Origin of the sequence: Pseudomonas sp. BGI-2 (assembly GCF_004310295.1) — a bacterium.
Classification (GTDB): domain Bacteria; phylum Pseudomonadota; class Gammaproteobacteria; order Pseudomonadales; family Pseudomonadaceae; genus Aquipseudomonas.
In genome coordinates this window covers 208,749-227,398 of record NZ_SISB01000003.1, presented here as the reverse complement: position 1 = coordinate 227,398, position 18,650 = coordinate 208,749, and the positions used below count along the sequence as shown (strand labels likewise).

Below are 18,650 nucleotides of genomic sequence, written 5' to 3'. Positions count from 1 at the left end.
AATGGTAGGACTAATGAGATCAGGTGAACTTTGCACCACCGTCTATCCTCAGAACCCTAGCAACCGAAAACCACGAAGGTGCGACGTTCGCACCGGATCTTGAGGAGGCAGACATGGCTATTACGAAGAAAGCATCGGCTCATTGGGAAGGTGACCTGAAAACCGGTATCGGCTCGATCTCCACTGAAACCGGTGTACTCAGAGAAGCGCCCTACGGCTTCAAGGCACGTTTCGAAGGCGGCAAAGGCACCAATCCGGAAGAGCTGATCGGCGCAGCCCATGCGGGCTGCTTCTCCATGGCGTTTTCGATGATCCTGGGCGATGCCGGTCTCAAGGCTGACAGCATCGATACCAACGCTGAAGTCACCCTGGATCAGGTCGACGGTGGTTTTTCGATCACTGCGGTGAAATTGATCCTCAAGGCGAAAATCCCCGGGGCCACACAGGCGCAGTTCGAGGAACTGAGCAACAAGGCCAAAGAAGGCTGCCCGGTGTCCAAAGTGCTGAACGCGAAGATCAGTCTGGATGCGACGTTGGTCAGCTGATAATCAGGCGCTGAATGCACTGACGCTTTCGCGAGCTCGCTCCCACCTTTGAAACAAGTACCCAATGTGGGGGCGGGCCTGCTCGCGAAAGCGATCTTGTAAACGACTCAATACCTACGGCAAAAAACATAAGCTTTGTGAGCGATGTCAGAACTCGCCTCGCAAAATTGTGGTCGAATAAATGACAGCAGCCGAAATGCAGTACCCTGCGCGCTGCCTCAATGGAGCTTCAACCATGAAACGTTTTGCCTTGGCGATTATCTGTTGCGCACTGGCCACTTCGGCCCTGGCGGCACCGAAATCCTGTGAAGAGCTCAAGGCCGAGATCGAGGCCAAGATCCAGGCCAATAACGTCTCGTCCTACACCCTGGAAATCGTCACCAATGACGAAGTGCACGATCAGAACATGGTCGTCGGCAGCTGCGAAAACGGCACCAAGAAAATCATCTACCAGAAAAACGACCGCTGATTCACCTCACGGGACGCAATAGGCCTGCCGATCTTCAGCGACGATCTCCCGCTTGGCGTTGAACAATCGGGCGCCGGGGGTGAATGCCATTGAACGGCCCTCCAGCACATAGCGCTGGCCGGCTTCGAAATGATCGTAGTTGACGGTCAGGTAGCACAGCCGTTCCACGGGGGAGCTCATCATGCCCATGCCCCCACCACCGGGCACTTCAAAGTCGAATCTGACCACCAGCTCATGGCTGCCGGGCGTGACCTGGAAAAAACGCCCGTCGCGCATTCGTTGCTTGTCCAGTCGCTCAGCCATCAGCAATTTATCGTTGGGGAATGGCGTCGAGAACTCGACCCAGGCCATCTGCGGATTTACCGCCGGTAACGGGCTCTGGCAGCCTGCAACCACACTTGCAGCGAGCAACAGCATCAACCTGCGCATGATGAATGTCCCAAAGGATGGTCATTCAGCATAGCGCTGATCAGCTGCGTTGGCAGCCCGCCGGTGTACCCTGGCCAATCACTTTCCGTTGCTGATCATAGAGCTTTGCCCACGGCCGGAAACCGATATTCCCCGCTTGCAGCTGATACCGCTCACCGGCGTTGAAGTCGTTGAATTTCACATTCAACTGGCAGTCACGCCATAGAGGCTGCGCGTCGGGGCCGATGTTGGTGGGCTGGACCGGGAACTGGTAACGAACCGTCAGCTCATGACTGCCCGGATGAACCTCGAAATAGCGCTTGTCGGTGGATCTCTTGTCATCGACTTCCAGCGCTTGCAACGCGGTGTCTTCTTGTTGTGATTCCAGGTCGATCCACGCTTGAGCCGGATCATGGTGGGGTAATCCAAATCCGGCACAGCCGGTCAGCATCAACAAGTCTCCCGTTAGCATCAATTTGCGCATGGCGGAGCTCCAGTCAGGCGGGATAGTCTTGCGGGCAGACTCTCCAGGGATGATTTTATTTTGATCAGGCCGCTTCCAAGCCTTGGGTTACTTGATCGCGTTTTGCGCGTTTTGTTTCCGGGTGTATTGCTTTTATTGCTCAGCGGTTGCGCGGGCGTCAGCTATTACAGCCAATTGGCCAGTGGTCAGTTGCAACTGCTGCGAGCCAGGGAGCCGGTGGCCGAGGTGCTTGCCGATCCGTCTCGCGATCCGATGCTGCGTGCGCATCTGACCCAGTCGCAAAAGGCCCGGACATTCGCTAGCCAGCAGCTGCATCTGCCGGATAACCAGAGCTACCGCCTATACGCCGACATTGGCCGGCCGTTCGTGGTCTGGAACGTCTTTGCCACGCCGGAATTTTCCCTGACACCGCAAAACCATTGTTTCCCCGTCGCTGGCTGTGTTGCCTACCGCGGTTATTACAGCCAGAGTGCCGCCCGCGGCGAGGCTGCCTTGCAGCGTTTGCAAGGTATGGACGTGTCGATTGGCGGCGTCGAGGCCTATTCGACGCTCGGCTGGTTCAATGATCCGATTATCAGCTCAATGATGGGTTGGGGCGACGAGCGGCTGGCGACGTTGATCTTCCACGAGCTCGCCCATCAGCGCTTCTATGTAAAAGACGACACGGAGTTCAACGAGTCTTTCGCCACCTTCGTCGAACAGGAAGGCACCCGGCAATGGCGTGCATCGCGCGGTCTGGCACCCGACAACGGTGCGCAGGCGCAGCAACGGGACCAGTTCATTCAATTGGTTCTGGATACTCGCACTCGGCTTGAAAAGCTCTACGCCCTGCCGATACCCGCCGACCAGATGCGCCAACGCAAAGCGGCGGAGTTCGAACAGCTGCGCCATGAGTATCGACAACTGCGCGACAGCCAATGGGCCGGCGACAAGCGCTACGACGCGTGGATCAATGCACCGATGAACAATGCCCGGTTGTTGCCGTTTGGTTTGTACGACCAATGGGTACCGGCGTTTGCGGCGCTGTTCAAGCAGGTCGGTGGGGACTGGTTGAAGTTTTATGCGGCCGTCGAGCAGCTTGGTGCGTTTCCGGTGATTGAGCGCAAGGTAGCTTTGAAGGCATTGGCTGGACCATTAAACTTCGGTGGCTGAGCGGGCCTCTTCGCGGGCAAGCCTCGCTCCTACAGGAGCTGGGTGAGGCTACATAATCCTGTAGAAGCGAGGCTTGCCCGCGAAGGCGTCTTCAAACTTCACAACCAGATCGCATCCCACAGCGGATAATCCCCTACCTTCTCGACCAGGCCCGCTCGCAACGGATTGGCGACGATGTAGCGAGCAACCGCCTGTAGATCTTCTTCCTTACGAACGGCTCGATCGTGATAACCATGTTGCCAAACCGGACCTTGGCGTCCTGACGAGCGATTTAGCGTCACTGCGATGCGTGATTTGGTTCGAGCCATCAACTTGGGTAACTGAGTATTATGCAACTCGATCAGCCAATGGAAATGATCGGGCATGACGACCCAGGCCAGTGACGTCGCAAACCCTTCTCGCTCGGCAGTTCTCAGAGCGTCTACTACCAATCGCCCACTCTTGAAGTCGCGGAATAACGGTTCCCGATTCAAAACCACGGCGGTCAGCAGGTAGATCTGTCCGGACTCCGAATATCGCCCAGTGCGCAATCGATGAGCATTTTTTAACCCTGGCAAAGATGATCCTCCTTGATCGTGGCCTTAGTCTTTGAGGCTAGGACGATTAGAAGGAATTGGAGTGATAACTGTTGCTCAGGATGTGTCTGGAAGGACGCCTTCTCGCGGGCAAGCCTCGCTCCTACAGATCACATCGACCTGAGCGAGGCTTGCCCGCGAAGGCGATCTAATTAGCGTTGCAAAAACGCCTGATGCATCTCGTCCAGCGTTTCGAAGTGAAAGGCCGGCGCTTCTGCGCTCAATTCTTCCCGGCTGCCAAAACCATAACCTACCGCCGCCGCATCGAGCCCATTACTGCGCGCGCCGATCAGGTCGTGTTTTCGGTCGCCGATCATCAGGGTGTTGGCCGGGTCCAGACCTTCTTCGGCGATCAGGTGAGCAATCAACTCAACCTTGTTGGTGCGTGTCCCGTCCAGTTCGCTGCCGTAAATCACTTTGAAGTGCTGGGCAAAGTCGAAGTGCCGGGCGATTTCGCGGGCGAAAACCCATGGTTTAGAGGTTGCGATGTACAACTGCCGACCTTGCCCGCTGAGGGTTTCCAGCAGCGGTGTGACGCCGTCGAACACACGGTTCTCGTACAGGCCGGTGACCTTGAAGCGTTCGCGGTAGAGGTTCACCGCTTCCCAGGCCTTGGGCTCGTCGAAGTCGTAGAACTGCATGAACGCTTGCAACAATGGCGGGCCGATGAAGTGTTCGAGCCTGGTCAGGTCGGGTTCATCAATGCCCAGTTTGCTCAGGGCGAACTGGATCGAACGGGTAATTCCTTCGCGCGGGTCGGTCAGGGTGCCGTCGAGGTCAAACAAAACGGTTTGGTAATGCATGTTGAATCCTGAATAAGGGCGCGGGTCAGAGCTGGTCGTAGCCTTCAGCCAGGTGCAAATTCTTGAGCTTCACGTAGTTCGCCGCGCTGTAGGTGAAAAAGGCATTTTCCTTGTCTGTCAGCGGACGGATCTGCTTCACCGGGCTGCCGACATACAGAAAGCCGCTTTCGAGACGCTTGCCCGGCGGCACCAGGCTGCCGGCGCCGACAATTACATCATCCTCGATCACCGCGCCGTCCATGACGATGCTGCCCATGCCGATCAGAACCCGGTTGCCGACGCTGCAGCCATGCAGCATGACTTTATGGGCAATGGTCACGTCGTCTCCGATCAAGCAGGGAAAGCCATCGGGATTGAACGGCCCGGCGTGGGTGATGTGCAGCACGCAGCCATCCTGGACACTGGTGCGCGCACCGATTCGGATGCGGTGCATGTCGCCACGAATCACCGTCAGCGGCCATACGGAGCTGTCTTCACCGATTTCGACGTCGCCGATCACCACCGCCGAGCCGTCGACAAAAGCGCCTTTGCCCAGCAGTGGCGTGTGGTTCTGATACTTGCGAAGGGTCACGATAGGGTTTCTCTCTGTTGCCGATTGCTGCGGTGAGCGTCGATTGTAATTAAGATGGCCGCATGTTTCTTCCAGCCAAGGTGCCAACCGTGAGCGTGAACAACCCTCTTTTGCAGTCCTACGACCTGCCGCCGTTCTCGGCGATCCGTGCCGAACACGTGCAACCGGCCATTGAACAGATCCTGGCTGACAACCGCGCCGCCATTATCGAGATCCTCGACACCCAGGGCAAACAACCGACCTGGGCCGGACTGGTGCTGGCGATGGACGAACTGAACGATCGTCTGGGCGCGGCCTGGAGCCCGGTCAGCCACCTGAATGCCGTGTGCAACAGCGCTGAATTGCGCGAAGCCTACGAGTCCTGCCTGCCAGCGTTGAGCGCCTACTCCACCGAGTTGGGCCAGAACCGTGAGTTGTTCGAAGCCTTCGAAGCCTTGGCTAACAGCCCGCAAGCCGCCGGTTTCGACGTGGCGCAGAAAACTATCCTGGAACACTCGCTGCGTGACTTCCGTCTGTCGGGTATCGACCTGCCGGAAGCAGAGCAAAAGCGCTACGCCGAAGTGCAGAGCAAATTGTCGGAGCTGGGCAGCCGCTTCTCCAACCAGCTGCTCGACGCGACCCAAGCCTGGACCAGGCACGTGACCGACGAAGCCACCCTCGCCGGTCTTACCGACTCGGCCAAGGCGCAAATGGCCGCCGCGGCCCAGGCCAAAGATCTGGACGGTTTCCTGATCACCCTGGAATTCCCGAGCTATTACGCGGTGATGACCTACGCCCAGGACCGTGCCCTGCGCGAGGAAGTCTACGCCGCCTACTGCACCCGCGCGTCGGACCAAGGCCCGAACGCCGGTCAGAACGATAACGGCCCGGTCATGGAAGAAATCCTCGACCTGCGCCAGGAGCTTGCAAAACTGTTGGGCTTCGCCAGTTTCTCGGAACTGAGCCTGGCCACCAAAATGGCCGAATCCAGCGATCAGGTGCTGAGTTTCCTGCGCGACCTGGCCAAACGCAGCAAACCGTTCGCTGCTCAGGACCTGGAACAGCTCAAGGCCTACGCCGCCGAACAAGGCTGCCCGGACCTGCAAAGCTGGGACAGCGGTTTCTATGGCGAGAAGCTTCGCGAACAACGTTACAGCGTTGCCCAGGAAGCACTGCGCGCTTACTTCCCGATCGACAAAGTGCTGGGCGGCCTGTTCGCGATCGTTCAGCGCCTGTACGGCATCGAGATTGCCGAACTCAAAGGCTTCGACGCCTGGCACCCGGATGTTCGCCTGTTTGAAATCAAGGAAAACGGCCAGCACGTCGGCCGCTTCTTCTTCGATCTCTATGCCCGCGCCAACAAGCGTGGTGGTGCCTGGATGGACGGCGCCCGTGACCGTCGCCGCACGATCAGCGGCGAGCTGCAAAGCCCGGTGGCCAATCTGGTGTGCAACTTCACCCCGGCCGACAGTGGCAAACCGGCCCTGCTGACTCACGATGAAGTCACCACCCTGTTCCACGAATTCGGTCATGGCTTGCATCACCTGCTGACCCGTGTTGAACACGCTGGCGTATCGGGCATCAACGGCGTGGCTTGGGATGCGGTCGAGTTGCCAAGTCAGTTCATGGAGAACTGGTGCTGGGAGCCGGAAGGTCTGGCGCTGATTTCCGGTCACTACGAAACCGGCGAACCGCTGCCGCAGGACCTGCTGGGCAAGATGCTCGCGGCGAAGAACTTCCAGTCCGGCCTGATGATGGTCCGTCAGCTGGAATTCTCGTTGTTCGACTTCGAACTGCACGCCACCCACGGCGACGGCCGCAGCGTGCTGCAACTGCTCGAAGGTGTGCGTGACGAGGTGTCGGTGATGCGTCCTCCGGCCTACAACCGTTTCCCGAACAGCTTCGCCCACATTTTCGCCGGCGGTTACGCGGCGGGTTACTACAGCTACAAGTGGGCTGAAGTGCTGTCGGCCGACGCCTTCTCGAAGTTCGAAGAAGACGGCGTACTGAATGCCGAAACAGGTCGTGCGTTCCGCGAAGCAATCCTGGCGCGCGGTGGTTCTCAGGAGCCGATGGTGCTGTTCGTCGACTTCCGGGGCCGTGCGCCATCGATTGACGCACTCTTGCGCCATAGCGGCCTGAGTGAGGACGCGGCAGCATGAGTGAGGGGCCTGTGATCACGAAAAAGCGCTTTATCGCCGGGGCGGTCTGTCCGGCATGCAGCGAACCGGACAAGTTGATGATGTGGAACGAAGACGAGGTCCCGCATCGCGAATGCGTGGCCTGCGGTTATTCGGACACGCTCAATGAACAAGGCCTGTCGGTGCCCAAGGAATTGGGCACGCGGGTCAATACGTCGGCGCTGAAGGTGCCGGACGCCAAGGTTCAGGCCGTGCAGTTCTTCCCGAACCCGAAGCTAAAGAAAAAGCCTGACGAGCAACAGTGAGTCAACGCCACCTTCCACCCTTTGACGGGGTGGAAGGTGGTATCTATTTACCACCCTTCCCCTGCGCTTCCTCCTTAGGCTGATTCCTTCAGCCCTATTCAAGGAAGACGCCATGCCTGATACCAATCCGCTGCTGCAGCACTGGGACCTGCCGCCTTGGACGGACATCCGTGCCGAGCATCTGGTGCCCGCCATCGACACCCTCATTGCTGACAATCGCCAGGCCATTGCCGAGATTGTCGCGAGCCAATCCGCAATCCCGAACTGGGACGATCTGGTATTGGCCGTTGATGAAACCGATGCGCGCCTCGATGAGATCATGAGCGTGATCGAAACCCTCTCAATGGTGAAACGCGAGGGCAAGGCTTGGGACCTGGCCAGCGCGACTTGCAGCGATGCCGCCGCGCAGTACAAGTCTGAAAAGATGAGCAATCAGGCACTGTTCCGGGTTTATCAGCGGCTGGCGCAGAGTCCGGCCGCGGTGAATTACGATGAGCCGCGCAAAGCGGTTTTGCACAAAGTTCTGCGCCGGTTTCGCTTGTCCGGCATCCACTTGCCCATCGAACAACAGCAGAAGCTGGGTCGGCTGAATCGCGACATCGGTGTGCTGCAAAGCATGTTCCTGAGCAACCTAGAACGCGCCAGCGCAGCCTGGAGCAAGCGCATCGACGACGTCACGCAATTGAACGGTTTGTCCGCGGCGACACTGGAGCGTCTGGCTTTCAACGCACAACAGGCAGGGCATGAAGGCTGGCTGATGCGCTTGGACCAAGACACCTACACTCGAGTCATGGCGTATGCCGAAGACCGATCCCTGCGCGAAGAATACTTTGTCGCCTACTCCACGCGAGCTTCCGATCAAGGCCCCCACGCCGGGCAATTCGATAATGGTCCGGTGCTGGAGTTCCTGTTGTCGCTGCGTCACCAGAAAGCCAGGTTGCTGGGGTATGAGAACTTCGCGCAACTCAGCCTTGTAACGGAAATGGCAGAATCCACCGAGCAAGTGACCGGTTTCCTGCGGCGGCAAATCATGCAGGTGACACCCGACTTCGAACAGGAGGTACAGGCGCTCAAGGCGTTAGCTCTTGAGCGCGGTATGACTGAGGTCCACCCTTGGGACCATGAATTTCTCGCCGAGCAATTGCGCCAGCAACGTCTCGGCGGGGCGCTGAAAAACCTGCGAACGTACTTCCCGCTGGACGGGACATTGCAACGGCTCTGTCTGTTCAGCGAGCGCATGTTTGGCATACAGATCGTCGAGCAGTCGGTATTCAGCCACTGGCATGACAGCGTGCGCCTGTTCGAGATCAGCGAGCATGGCCAAGTCGTCGGGCACATTTACCTCGACCCTTTTCATCGGGATGAAGCGCCGGACTTCGCCTGGACCGCCACACCACGCAATCGGCGGTTGGACGCCGAAGGTCGATTGACGCTGCCGATCACTGTGCTTCATGGCAACTTCACGCCCGGGAATGTTGAGCATCCTTGCCTTCTCGCCCATCAGGACCTGCGCGTCTTGTTCCATGAGTTCGGCCATTGCTTGCAGCACATTCTTACCCGCTCACCTCACCATCGTCTGTCGGGTATTACACAGCTGGGACGCGACACCGCAGAGTTCACGGGGCAATTGTTCGAGCTTTGGTGCCTGTCGGGTGAGTTTCTGCTGTGGCTGGCCGCTCATTACCAGACCGGCGAGCGCCTGAGCGAAGCGCGAGTCGACGCAGCGCTGACCGCCATTCACACCCAGACCACTCGGCAAACCGCCGAGCTGTTAATGACCGCATTATTCGACTTCGAATTGCACCGCAGCCAAGGTGATGGACGCAGCGTTGAGCAAATCTTCGACGACGTGCTGCGCGAGATTCCCCACCTGCAACTGCCGCCCTACTGTCGATTCGCCAACAGCTTCGATTACATGGTGACCGGATACGCGGCGTCGGTTTACGCCTACAAATGGTCGGGTGTACTGGCGACCGAGGCGTTCAAACGGTTTCAGCACGAGTGGGTGTTCAACCCGCAAACAGGCAGGGCCTTTCGCGAAGCCTTTTTTTCACCGGGCGATTCGCGCTCACTGCTGGTCGCCCTGGAAGAATTCCTCGGACGGCCGATCGCCGACAATTTTTTCGTGTCTGTGCCAGCCACCGCTGCCAGTTGAGCCAATGCTTATTCAACGTGGGCAGATTTGAACCAACTCTTCATCGAGCAGGCCGCAAACGGACTGGTGCTGCAATCGCCGTTGGCTAGCGCGGTCCGAAGTTTTTCGGCATCGGCCTGCATCATGTAACGCACGCCATCCTTGAAATGGATGCTGTCACCGAAGCCACCCTGGGTCATTTCGTTCAGAGCGTCTTCCTTGCTCCAGCCTTGCACCACCACCCGATACATCGCCGCCATCAGGCCGGTGCGGTCCGAACCGTGTTTGCAGTGCATCAGCACCGGGCCATTGGATTCAGCGGTCTGGATGGCGCGAAGGGCCTTGAGTACTTGTGCGTCGTCCACGTGATTGGTGCGATAAGGCAGCTGCACCTGAGCAATGCCTGGCGTGGACAACCAGCTTGAATCCGACTCGGGCAGAAAAGTGATCACGGTGGCAACGTTGAGTTTCTTCAACAACGGTACGGCACCGGCGTCGGGCAAAGCGCTGCGGTAAAGCGTCGGGGACATTTGATAGAGGTTGTATTGCACCTCGACCGATTGAGCCCATTCCGCCGGGCGGGGTGGGCCGGTTTCATCTGCGCAGGCCAGTGTCAGATTGAAAAGGGCGGCCAGCGACAACAGGAATGTCGCAGGTAAAAGGCGCAATCGGGACATGCTCGGACGACCGTATGGGGAGAAGGTGGTTAGATGCCACATAGTTTCGACACTAAACAGTCAAAGTCCTGTGAGTCAGCTGTCAAAGAATCGTGAACTGGGCCGTTTACACCTTGTTTTTTCAGGGGCAAGTAACGAGCAACAAAAAAGCGATACGGATTTCCGTACCGCTTAATTCAACCCAAGTCAGGCACACTCATACCCATACTTCAAAGTTGCATGTGCTCGATAGTCATCAAGGATTGGTGATTTTCGAATACGCTTTCGCCAGCGCAATCAGAACAGTCTTGTCCTGCGCGTCGATATCACCATCACCGTCCACATCAGGGGTGTTTCCCATTGTGAAGGTCACGCCGCCGTCATTCGACACAGCCTCGCGGAAGGTCGAATCCAGCAGGGAGTGAGTGGCGCTGCGGTTTTCCGGGTCGAAACCCTCTTCCTTCAAAGCAAACTGCATGGAAACCCGAACCTCTTTCGGACTAACGATAGACGGGGGCAACCGTTGAAGAAAGATACCGCGCTGATTGTAATTCGACATTGATTAAATCCTTTTAATAGTTAGAACACGACAACTTCGTGTGCAGCGCATACTACCGACTGATAACAACTAAGCGACTGTCTATCTGTTTCTCATAATTACAAGGAGCTCACCAGTAACGAACAACTAGACAATAATTAACAATTTTCAGGCGCCGAACGGCACTGGCCTATCCGGCTGCGCCCCTATACTGTATGAACATACAGCTCAAGGATCCTGTCGATGGCTATCCCTCTGCCCCCTCGCGGCCGCGGCACCGCAACCAACCCGCACAACCGCTTCGCCCCGAATCGCTCGGTGGCCGAGGATGACGGCTGGTATCAGGAAGCGCCGGTCACGCAGGGCACGGAAGTGCGCATCGAAACGGCGAAAACCATCATCACCCGCAACAACTCCCCGGACTTGCCTTTTGATCGCTCGATCAATCCCTACCGCGGCTGCGAGCACGGTTGCATCTACTGCTATGCGCGCCCCAGCCACGCCTATTGGGACATGTCACCCGGGCTCGATTTCGAAACCAAGCTTATCGCCAAGACTAACGCCGCCGATGTGCTGGAAGAACAGCTGTCCAAACGCGGCTATCAATGCGCGCCAATCAACCTGGGTTCCAACACCGATCCCTATCAGCCGATCGAGCGCGAACACAAAATCACCCGCAAGACCCTTGAAGTGCTGCTGCGTTACCGCCATCCAGTGACCATCATCACCAAGGGCTCGCTGATTCTTCGGGATCTGGACCTGCTGGCCGAACTCGCCGAGCAAAGGCTGGTGGCGGTGATGATCAGCCTCACCACCCTCGACGATGAACTCAAACGCATTCTCGAACCGCGCGCGGCTACGCCCAAGGCCCGGCTGCGAGCCATTCGTGTGATGCGCGAAGCCGGGATCCCGGTGGGCGTGCTGTGTTCGCCGATGATTCCGATGATCAACGACAGCGAACTCGAAAGCCTGCTCGCCGAGGCGCATGCCGCCGGCGCCCAGAGTGCGGCCTACATGATGTTGCGCCTGCCGCTGGAAGTGGCGCCGTTGTTCGAAGAATGGCTGGCCGCCCACTATCCGCAGCGGGCTGCCCATGTGTTGAGCCTGATCCGCCAGAGCCGTGGCGGGGAACTCTACGACAGTCGGTTTGGCGCGCGGATGCGCGGTGAAGGGCCGTTTGCCGATCTGTTGGCGCAACGCTTTGCCAAAGCCATCAAACGTTTGGGGCTCAATCGTCGGGAAGGATTCGACCTGGACTGCAATGCCTTCTGTCCGCCGGGTCGCCAGATGTCTTTGATTTGAAGACAATTGGCCTATTGTTGAGTAGTGGGAAAGCGCTTGGCCATTAGGCTGGTCACGTTTTTCGTGACCTGGAACACATGTCCTAGAGCGCTTGATTCAGTTTGAGTTAAGTTTCGGCAGATACCTTGTTCATCGAGTGACTGATGGGTCGAGATGTTCGGCCTGGATGTTTTTTAAACAGCCACTGGCTTCACACCGGACAAAACGGGACAATTCCCTGACTCCGCCAAAGAGGATGAATCATGAGTGACAAGGATAAACAGCCGTTGGCTGCGTCGGCTTCAGCCCAACCCGAGGCGGAAACCGCCGATGCAGCGCTGAAGCATATCGTTGACGGCTTTTTGCATTTTCATCACGAGGTTTTCCCCCAGCAGGAAGAACTCTTCAAAAAACTCGCCACGGCCCAGAGCCCCCGAGCGATGTTCATCGCCTGCGCCGATTCGCGCATCGTTCCTGAACTGATCACTCAAAGCGCCCCCGGCGACCTGTTCGTGACCCGCAACGTCGGCAACGTTGTGCCGCCTTACGGGCAAATGAACGGCGGTGTTTCCACGGCCATCGAATACGCGGTCCTGGCCCTCGGCGTTCAGCACATCATCATTTGCGGGCACTCCGACTGTGGCGCGATGCGCGCCGTGCTCAACCCGCAAAGCCTGGAAAAAATGCCCACGGTCAAAGCCTGGCTGCGTCATGCCGAAGTGGCGAAAACCATGGTCCAGGAAAACTGCCATTGCGCTGACGAAAGCGAAAGCATGCACGTCCTCACCGAAGAGAATGTGATCGCCCAGCTTCAGCATTTGCGCACCCACCCTTCCGTGGCCTCGCGCATGGCCAACGGTCAGCTGTTTATCCATGGTTGGGTCTACAGCATCGAAACCAGCGAAATCAAAGCTTACGACGCCGACAAAGGGTGTTTCCTGCCGCTCGATGGCAGCCATCCGATTCCGGTGGCGACGCCTAAAGCGCGCTTCTAAATCCTCCTAAATCCTTGTGTGGTTTAGCCGGGGCTGCTGATCAAGCAGCCTGGCTTTGCCACGCCTGAAGAAAACTTCGGGAGAGTCACCATGCGTGCTGCTCAACTTAAAGCTGTTCTGCCACGGGAGCTGCTGGCGTCCGTGGTTGTGTTTCTGGTCGCCCTGCCCTTGTGCATGGGCATCGCCATTGCCTCGGGCCTGCCGCCGGCCAAGGGTTTGATCACCGGGATCATCGGTGGTCTGGTGGTGGGCTGGCTTGCCGGCTCACCGCTGCAAGTCAGTGGCCCGGCGGCGGGTCTGGCGGTTCTGGTGTTCGAACTGGTGCGCCAGCATGGCATTGCCATGCTCGGGCCCATTTTGCTGCTGGCGGGTTTTCTGCAACTGGTGGCCGGGCGCTTGAAGCTGGGCTGCTGGTTTCGGGTCACGGCGCCTGCGGTGGTGTACGGCATGCTCGCCGGGATTGGCGTATTGATCGTGCTCTCACAAGTGCATGTGATGCTCGACGCCGTGCCCAAACCCTCGGGACTGGATAACCTGGCAACCTTCCCGGCGGCCGTGATTCAGGCCTTGCCCTCCCTGGGCTGGCAAGCCGGTTTGCTGGGGCTGTCGACGATTGCGGTGATGTGGCTGTGGGAGAAATTCCGCCCTCATTCCCTGCGTTTCATTCCCGGCGCGCTGCTTGGCGTAGGCTTGGCGACCGTCGCCAGCCTGATGCTCGCCTTGCAGGTCAAACGCGTGGAAGTCCCGGCCAATCTGGCGGAGGCCATCGACTGGCTGAAGCCTGCCGACTTGCTCAATCTCGCCGACCCGACCTTGCTGATCGCTGCTTTCGCTGTAGCCTTCATCGCCAGCGCTGAAACTTTGCTCTCAGCAGCAGCGGTGGACCGCATGCACAGTGGCCAGCGTTCCGACTTTGATCGGGAATTGTCAGCACAGGGCGTCGGCAACATGCTTTGCGGTCTGCTCGGTGCGCTGCCCATGACCGGCGTGATCGTGCGCAGTTCGGCCAACGTCCAGGCCGGCGCCACCACACGAATGTCGGCGATCTTCCACGGCCTGTGGTTGCTGGCTTTCGTATTGCTGCTGTCCAGCGTGCTGCAAAGCATTCCTGTGGCGAGCCTGGCGGGTGTTCTGGTGTACACCGGTTTCAAACTGGTCGACCTCAAGGCCTTTCGCGGCCTGGGCCGTTATGGCCGGATGCCGATGTTCACTTACGCGGCGACTGCTCTGGCAATCATCTTCACCGACCTGCTGACCGGCGTGCTGATCGGCTTCGGGCTGACCCTGGCCAAATTGGCCTGGAAGGCTTCACGGCTGAAAATCAGCCTGATCGACCTGCCGGCGGAGGGTGAGATGGAGTTGCGACTGACCGGTGCAGCGACCTTTCTCAAGGTGCCGGCGTTGACCCAGGTGTTGGGGACCATTCCCGCAGGCGCGACGGTGCATGTGCCGCTCAATAACCTGAGCTACATCGATCACTCGTGCCTGGAATTGCTTGAGGAGTGGGGCCGGGCCAATGCGGCCAAGGGGTCGAAGCTGCTGATTGAAGCGCGGGGGTTGAAGCGCAGGCTTGAAGGGCGATTACGTACGACGACCGGAGTCGGTTCAGCCGCGTAGATCGGCCCCCCTGTAGGAGCGAGGCTTGCCCGCGAAGCTTCTGGCGTACTTGAGGACGCCTTCGCGGGCAAGCCTGTTCCTACAGGGGGATGTTGCGTCAGGCGGCGGGCTGATCCAGCTCCAGGCCCACGCCTAACCGGCGGGACATGCACGGCCAGCGTTTCCACGCGGCCCCGGTGTCCGGGCTGCTGAGCTTTTCACGGTAGATTTCCACCGACTCCAGCGCAAAGCTTTCATCGTTGAGCATGTTGTCCACCGCGTGGTGCACCACTTCATCCAGTTGGTTGGCGAACTCCTCACCGATGAGCTGGTGAGCAATCAGGTTGGCGACAGTCATGTCCAATGGGATCAGTGGCTGGCCAAAGTGCTTGATGTACAGGTCATTGACCTCTTCGACAAACCGATGCGCCAGATAGGCTTCGTCCAGCAGACTGTCGAGCCCGATGTGCCCCGCCATGATCGTCGGCGGCTGGAGAAAGTACTGTTCAGCAATTTTCAGTACCGGTTTGATCTGTGACTCGATACCCGCTTCCCTGGCGACTTCATTGGCTGCATCCAGCAGATCAGGAACTTCTTCGATGTAGGCGGCGACAAAACGCGTCAGCACGCCGTTGGCATCAGCCTCCGGCAATTGGATCGACGGGTGCAGATGAGGCAGTTTGCTTTCCAGTTGACGAGTCAGCAGGCCGGTCTCGGCCTCGTGTTGTTGGGCTTTTTGGATCTGCTCGCGCAATGCGGCGGTGTTCATGAAAACTCCAGGAAACAAAGGCAATGAAATAGGGAAGACATAACTTAGCTTGCTTATGAAAAATGCTAAGACGCATTTGTCATAATTGTTTCATCCTTGAGACGCCTCCGTTATATCGATTTGCCGCCACTCGTCTGCATCCTTCTCCTTTCTTGACCTTGAACGCAAGTCCCAGCTGTTTCAGATCATTTACGCCATCACGTTGCGAGGTAGCAGTCGCTGTCTATACTCGGGTGGGAATGGAGTTAGCTGATGACGCCCGACTGCACACGCAGCAAGGCTCGGCGATTCAAGTTCGTAGTCTGAAAAAGCCGCTCCCTTGCCGCAGGTGAAAGCCGGCGGGATAACAAGAACGATAAGGGGAACCCGCAATGATGCGACATCCACACGTCTGGATGGGCCTCCTGTTGTGGTCGATTTTCAGTCCGGCACACGCCGAATGGGCTGTGAATATGGCGCCGGGAGCGACTGAAATCAGTCACGCAGTATTTGACCTGCACATGACCATTTTCTGGATCTGTGTAGTGATCGGCATCATCGTCTTCGGCGCCATGTTCTGGTCGATGATGGTCCACCGCCGCTCCACAGGGCAGGTGGCCGCAAAATTTCATGAAAGCACCACCGTTGAAATCCTCTGGACCATCGTGCCCTTCCTGATCCTGGTGGCCATGGCGGTTCCTGCGACGGCAACCCTGATCAAGATGTACGACGCCAGTGAGCCGGATATCGATATCCAGGTCACCGGTTATCAGTGGAAGTGGCATTACAAATACCTGGGCCAGGACGTCGAGTTCTTCAGCAACTTGACGACCCCCGCCGACCAGATCCACAACAAGGAAACCAAGGGCGAGCATTACTTGCTCGAGGTCGACAAGCCGCTGGTGCTGCCGATTGGTGCCAAGGTGCGCTTCCTCGTGACTTCCGCCGACGTCATCCACTCCTGGTGGGTGCCGGCCTTTGCGGTCAAGCGTGATGCGATTCCGGGGTTCGTCAACGAAGCCTGGACCCGCGTCGACAAGCCCGGCATCTACCGCGGGCAATGCGCCGAATTGTGCGGCAAGGATCACGGCTTCATGCCAATCGTGGTCGAGGTCAAGGAAAAGGCCGATTACGAAAAATGGCTGGGCGAGCGCAAGGCCGAAGCCCTGCAACTTAAAGAGCTGACCAGCAAGGAATGGACCCTCGACGAGCTCAAAGAGCGCGGCGACAAGGTCTATCACACCAGCTGCGTCGCCTGTCACCAGGCCGAAGGTCAGGGCCTGCCGCCGATGTTCCCGGCACTCAAAGGCTCGAAAATCGCCACCGGACCGATCAAGGATCACTTGAACATTGTCTTCCACGGCAAGCCCGGCACCTCAATGGCGGCGTTCGGCAAGCAGCTCTCGGAAGTCGATATCGCGGCGGTCGTGACCTACGAACGTAACGCCTGGGGCAACAACAAAGGCGACATGGTCACTCCTAAAGAAGTGCTGGAGCTGAAACAGGCGGAAAGCAAATGACCCGGTCTATTGCGCACGTAAGGAACCGGTCGGGGCTACGCGCCCTGGCCTGCCCAGCCCATCTGTTTGCAGGAGACAGGACATGACTGCTGTCGTCGATGACCATGTTCATACCGGCACCACCCACGCCCACGGCCCCGCCAAAGGCCTGATGCGCTGGGTGCTGACCACCAATCACAAAGACATCGGCACGCTGTACCTGTGGTTTGCGTTCTCCATGTTCCTGTTGGGCGGTTCGTTCGCGATGGTGATTCGCGCCGAGCTGTTCCAGCCTGGGTTGCAGATCGTCCAGCCGGAATTCTTCAACCAGATGACCACCATGCACGGTCTGGTGATGGTCTTCGGTGCGGTGATGCCGGCGTTCGTCGGCCTCGCCAACTGGATGATCCCGCTGATGATCGGCGCGCCGGACATGGCCCTGCCGCGGATGAACAACTTCAGCTTCTGGCTGTTACCGGCGGCGTTCATTCTGCTGGTGTCGACCCTGTTCACCCCCGGCGGCGGTCCGAACTTCGGCTGGACGTTCTACGCTCCGCTGTCGACGACCTACGCACCGGAAAGCGTGACGTTCTTCATCTTCGCCATCCACTTGATGGGGATCAGTTCGATCATGGGCGCGATCAACGTGATCGCCACCATCCTCAACCTGCGCGCACCCGGCATGACGTTGATGAAAATGCCGCTGTTCGTCTGGACCTGGCTGATCACCGCATTCCTGCTGATCGCGGTGATGCCGGTGCTGGCCGGTTGCGTGACGATGATGCTGATGGACATCCACTTCGGCACCAGTTTCTTCAGTGCCGCGGGTGGTGGTGATCCGGTGCTGTTCCAGCACGTGTTCTGGTTCTTCGGTCACCCCGAGGTGTACATCATGATCCTGCCGGCCTTCGGTGCCGTCAGCTCGATCATCCCGACCTTCTCGCGCAAGCCGCTGTTCGGCTACACCTCGATGGTCTATGCGACGGCGAGCATTGCGTTCCTGTCGTTCATCGTCTGGGCGCACCACATGTTCGTGGTCGGCATCCCGCTGGTGGGCGAGTTGTTCTTCATGTACGCCACGCTGCTGATCGCGGTACCGACCGGGGTCAAGGTGTTCAACTGGGCCAGCACCATGTGGCAGGGCTCGCTGACTTTCGAGACGCCGATGCTGTTCGCGGTGGCGTTTGTGATTCTGTTCTCCATCGGTGGCTTCTCCGGGCTGATGCTGGCCATCGCCCCGGCGGACTTCCAGTACCAGGACACGTATTTCGTGGTCGCGCATTTCCACTACGTGCTGGTGCCGGGGGCGATCTTCGGGATCTTCGCTTCGGCCTATTACTGGCTGCCGAAATGGACCGGCCACATGTACGACGAAACCCTCGGCAAGCTGCACTTCTGGCTCTCGTTCATCGGCATGAACATGGCGTTCTTCCCGATGCACTTCGTGGGGCTGGCGGGCATGCCGCGGCGGATTCCGGACTACAACCTGCAATTCGCCGACTTCAACATGGTGTCCTCGATTGGCGCATTCATGTTCGGCGCCACGCAGATCTTCTTCCTGTTCATCGTGATCAAGACCATCCGCGGCGGCGCGCCAGCACCGGCCAAACCGTGGGATGGAGCGGAAGGCCTTGAATGGAGCATTCCGTCACCGGCGCCGTATCACACCTTCACCACGCCGCCGGAAGTGAAATGAAACACCTCTCGGCTGGCGCGATCCCTGTGGCGAGGGGATTTATCCCCGTTGGGCTGCGAAGCGGCCCCAAAACCT

19 protein-coding genes are annotated in these 18,650 nt (G+C 58.4%); 11 read left to right on the top strand and 8 right to left on the bottom strand.

All coding sequences use genetic code 11. The features are described 5' to 3' along the window. Window positions 1-113 precede the first annotated feature (113 nt). Complete coding sequence (locus tag EYC95_RS03540) at window positions 114-545, top strand: OsmC family protein (protein WP_131059128.1); 432 nt, start codon at window positions 114-116, stop codon at window positions 543-545. Window positions 546-780: 235 nt separating this feature from the next. Beyond that, window positions 781-1,014 (top strand): DUF1161 domain-containing protein, encoded by a 234-nt coding sequence (locus EYC95_RS03535; RefSeq protein WP_109627134.1) that lies wholly within the window; start codon window positions 781-783, stop codon window positions 1,012-1,014. Between the two features lie 6 nt (window positions 1,015-1,020). Here the strand turns inward: EYC95_RS03535 and EYC95_RS03530 are convergent, their stop codons facing one another. Both EYC95_RS03530 and EYC95_RS03525 read right to left on the bottom strand, forming a co-directional pair. Then, window positions 1,021-1,443, bottom strand: a complete 423-nt coding sequence (locus EYC95_RS03530) for a hypothetical protein (protein WP_131059127.1) — start codon at window positions 1,441-1,443, stop codon at window positions 1,021-1,023. Window positions 1,444-1,483: 40 nt separating this feature from the next. Then, entirely contained in the window at window positions 1,484-1,906 is a 423-nt protein-coding gene (locus EYC95_RS03525; protein WP_131059126.1) for a hypothetical protein, read from the bottom strand. Between the two features lie 60 nt (window positions 1,907-1,966). Here EYC95_RS03525 and EYC95_RS03520 point away from each other — a divergent pair, with 60 nt between their 5' ends. Continuing rightward, complete coding sequence (locus EYC95_RS03520; protein ID WP_131059125.1) at window positions 1,967-3,058, top strand: aminopeptidase; 1,092 nt, start codon at window positions 1,967-1,969, stop codon at window positions 3,056-3,058. 98 nt (window positions 3,059-3,156) lie between these two features. Here EYC95_RS03520 and EYC95_RS03515 read toward each other — a convergent pair whose 3' ends face one another. The 3 genes from EYC95_RS03515 to EYC95_RS03505 all read right to left on the bottom strand — a co-directional run bounded on the left by EYC95_RS03515 (window position 3,157) and on the right by EYC95_RS03505 (window position 5,007). Continuing rightward, window positions 3,157-3,615, bottom strand: a complete 459-nt coding sequence (locus EYC95_RS03515; RefSeq protein ID WP_131059124.1) for a transposase — start codon at window positions 3,613-3,615, stop codon at window positions 3,157-3,159. 170 nt (window positions 3,616-3,785) lie between these two features. Beyond that, window positions 3,786-4,436 carry an HAD family hydrolase gene (locus EYC95_RS03510; RefSeq protein ID WP_131059123.1) on the bottom strand — a complete coding sequence of 217 codons (651 nt, stop codon included), beginning with the start codon at window positions 4,434-4,436 and terminating at the stop codon, window positions 3,786-3,788. A 25-nt stretch (window positions 4,437-4,461) separates the two neighbouring features. Further along, window positions 4,462-5,007 (bottom strand): gamma carbonic anhydrase family protein, encoded by a 546-nt coding sequence (locus tag EYC95_RS03505; RefSeq protein WP_131059122.1) that lies wholly within the window; start codon window positions 5,005-5,007, stop codon window positions 4,462-4,464. A gap of 62 nt (window positions 5,008-5,069) precedes the next feature. On the opposite strand from EYC95_RS03505, the gene prlC reads away from it, so the two are divergent. The 3 genes from prlC to EYC95_RS03490 all read left to right on the top strand — a co-directional run bounded on the left by prlC (window position 5,070) and on the right by EYC95_RS03490 (window position 9,587). After that, window positions 5,070-7,148, top strand: a complete 2,079-nt coding sequence (gene prlC / locus EYC95_RS03500) for an oligopeptidase A (protein ID WP_165557420.1) — start codon at window positions 5,070-5,072, stop codon at window positions 7,146-7,148. Beyond that, window positions 7,145-7,432, top strand: coding sequence for a YheV family putative zinc ribbon protein (locus EYC95_RS03495; protein ID WP_131059120.1), 288 nt, complete (start codon window positions 7,145-7,147; stop codon window positions 7,430-7,432). Before prlC ends, EYC95_RS03495 begins: the two co-directional genes overlap by 4 nt. Before the next feature lie 112 nt (window positions 7,433-7,544). Beyond that, window positions 7,545-9,587 (top strand): M3 family metallopeptidase, encoded by a 2,043-nt coding sequence (locus EYC95_RS03490; RefSeq protein WP_131059119.1) that lies wholly within the window; start codon window positions 7,545-7,547, stop codon window positions 9,585-9,587. Window positions 9,588-9,595: 8 nt separating this feature from the next. Here EYC95_RS03490 and EYC95_RS03485 read toward each other — a convergent pair whose 3' ends face one another. Together EYC95_RS03485 and EYC95_RS03480 are read right to left on the bottom strand one after the other, a co-directional pair. Beyond that, complete coding sequence (locus tag EYC95_RS03485; protein ID WP_131059118.1) at window positions 9,596-10,243, bottom strand: tyrosine-protein phosphatase; 648 nt, start codon at window positions 10,241-10,243, stop codon at window positions 9,596-9,598. Window positions 10,244-10,478: 235 nt separating this feature from the next. Beyond that, window positions 10,479-10,781 carry a hypothetical protein gene (locus tag EYC95_RS03480; protein ID WP_131059117.1) on the bottom strand — a complete coding sequence of 101 codons (303 nt, stop codon included), beginning with the start codon at window positions 10,779-10,781 and terminating at the stop codon, window positions 10,479-10,481. A 222-nt stretch (window positions 10,782-11,003) separates the two neighbouring features. Here EYC95_RS03480 and EYC95_RS03475 point away from each other — a divergent pair, with 222 nt between their 5' ends. From EYC95_RS03475 to EYC95_RS03465, 3 genes are all read left to right on the top strand, one after another. Beyond that, window positions 11,004-12,062 (top strand): PA0069 family radical SAM protein, encoded by a 1,059-nt coding sequence (locus EYC95_RS03475; RefSeq protein ID WP_131059116.1) that lies wholly within the window; start codon window positions 11,004-11,006, stop codon window positions 12,060-12,062. A 242-nt stretch (window positions 12,063-12,304) separates the two neighbouring features. Then, window positions 12,305-13,036 (top strand): carbonic anhydrase, encoded by a 732-nt coding sequence (locus EYC95_RS03470; RefSeq protein WP_131059115.1) that lies wholly within the window; start codon window positions 12,305-12,307, stop codon window positions 13,034-13,036. Window positions 13,037-13,126: 90 nt separating this feature from the next. Beyond that, window positions 13,127-14,653, top strand: coding sequence for a SulP family inorganic anion transporter (locus EYC95_RS03465; protein WP_131059114.1), 1,527 nt, complete (start codon window positions 13,127-13,129; stop codon window positions 14,651-14,653). Between the two features lie 97 nt (window positions 14,654-14,750). On the opposite strand, the gene EYC95_RS03460 is transcribed toward EYC95_RS03465, so the two are convergent. Continuing rightward, window positions 14,751-15,401, bottom strand: a complete 651-nt coding sequence (locus EYC95_RS03460) for a hypothetical protein (RefSeq protein ID WP_131059113.1) — start codon at window positions 15,399-15,401, stop codon at window positions 14,751-14,753. Window positions 15,402-15,772: 371 nt separating this feature from the next. On the opposite strand from EYC95_RS03460, the gene coxB reads away from it, so the two are divergent. Beyond that, window positions 15,773-16,900, top strand: coding sequence for a cytochrome c oxidase subunit II (gene coxB, locus EYC95_RS03455; protein WP_131059112.1), 1,128 nt, complete (start codon window positions 15,773-15,775; stop codon window positions 16,898-16,900). Window positions 16,901-16,982: 82 nt separating this feature from the next. Next, the gene (gene ctaD, locus EYC95_RS03450) at window positions 16,983-18,575 is read left to right on the top strand and encodes a cytochrome c oxidase subunit I (protein ID WP_131059111.1); all 1,593 of its coding nucleotides are present in this window, start codon (window positions 16,983-16,985) and stop codon (window positions 18,573-18,575) included. The last annotated feature ends 75 nt before the right edge of the window (window positions 18,576-18,650 follow it).